This is a genomic window from Oleiphilus sp. HI0061, from assembly GCF_001635675.1.
The window spans coordinates 1-1,616 of sequence record NZ_LWFE01000214.1 but is presented as its reverse complement, the minus strand read 5'-3'; the positions used below and the strand labels follow the sequence as shown (position 1 = coordinate 1,616).

General features: G+C 47.9%; 1 protein-coding gene. It reads left to right on the top strand.

What is annotated here, in order from left to right; genetic code table 11:
- The coding region (locus A3735_RS30150; protein WP_068637538.1) for a cytochrome c at positions 1 to 1,616 on the top strand (1,616 nt) is incomplete at both ends.

The following is a 1,616-nucleotide window of genomic DNA, read 5'->3' as shown; positions in this document are numbered from 1 at the left end:
CAGCTGAGTGATGCCGTTGCCAGCACGCCGATTGATATAGATGTTAATAACCCGAACTTCTCTGATTTGGTGACAGAAGGTCGAAAGATATTCTGGTCGTACGACTACAATATTGGTGTCGCACATGCGGTACGAAACCTGGATTGGAAGGCGATCTTTAACTATCGTTCGTTTGACCCGGTTAAAGGAGGCTATGCTGACCCGAGAGAGTTGTTTGGCGCCTATAAAACGGTCAGAGGGCAAGTGCCGAATGAAGCGATGGATGATGTTTACTTTGATCCTTACCCAATGCCAACCCCGATCCCCGGCTTCCTCACCTTGGGTTCTGCCAAGCTTGAAGGCAATACAAAAGATACAGGTTGGGTAGGATATCGCTATGCAGAAGGTAATCACCCTTATACAGGGCCGGGTGAATTTGCCGGTTTCAACTGTGCGTCGTGCCACGGTTATCAAATCACTTACCAAAACGTCAATGGCGAAGATGAAACAAAGGTTTTCCCTGGCTTGCCTAACCCTGAATGGACCATGAAGTGGACAGTTTTACAGACGCCGCTAAAAACCTTCAAGGGCATTTATGAGAAGGAGCCAGGGCCAGACTGGGCACCGGAAGAAGAAAAAGTTGCCAAAGATATGTTGATCTATCATATGCCTGCCGGTGCCGGTGAGCATAACTTGGTTAGAATCAAAGGAGAGGGCAGCCATACCGATAATGATTATCAGTTTTCACCGATCGCAATTCCAAATGTGACCAACTATATGTCGATTCGACGTTCTCTGTCGCATACCGAATCCTATGTCGGTTTTGAAGGTTCTTATGTGCATGCAGAAGAGCCGGACGGTGCGCAAGGGGCAATGAGAAAAGCGCCTTTACAAGCCTTAACCGCGTACATGACCCAGCTTGATGAGGACGATGACTTACTACGTGAAATTGGTATGTATCGCTGGTTGAAGCAGAAGGGTTTACTTGTCGACCAAACAGAAACCGGTACAGTCATAGAGACCTATACCGAGATGGTACCGCAGCCGCCTAAGCGGGGCTGGTTTGGTATTAAGATACCTCAACCAGATAAAGAGGTAACGAAAACGCGCGAAATACCAGCATTGCAAGAAGGACAGTTTATTAGCCAGGGCTGGCAGTCCTATCCAAAAGTTTCTGCAGCGATAGCAAGAGGTAAAGAGACCTTCGATCGCGATTGCGGCAGCTGCCACAATGATGGCGTCGGTGCCAACACAAATGAAAAGATGTTGCGTTTGGATGAAGTTGGCAGATTTTTCTCTCCAACGATTTACCAAAAAGAGGTCGAGTCGATTCGCGCGACATTCTTACGTGATATGTACTGGGTGCAGAATCGTGGCTTGCTATCTGACGGTCACGTGAGAAATATGAGTGATCTGGTATCTCCAGCTCGTTGTGATAGCAACTCTGAAATGTACCAACAATATTACACCTTGCATGCACCGGTTCGACCTGCGCCCGGCTCTGTCGATCAGCCGATTACTACACCGGACTTAAATCGCAGAGGCGATGTATTCAGGGTGCCCAAGTCGGACTACATTACCAGGTTGGATCGAGGTTACAAGCGCAACCGCTTTATCGAAAAGCACAAATACTTTAG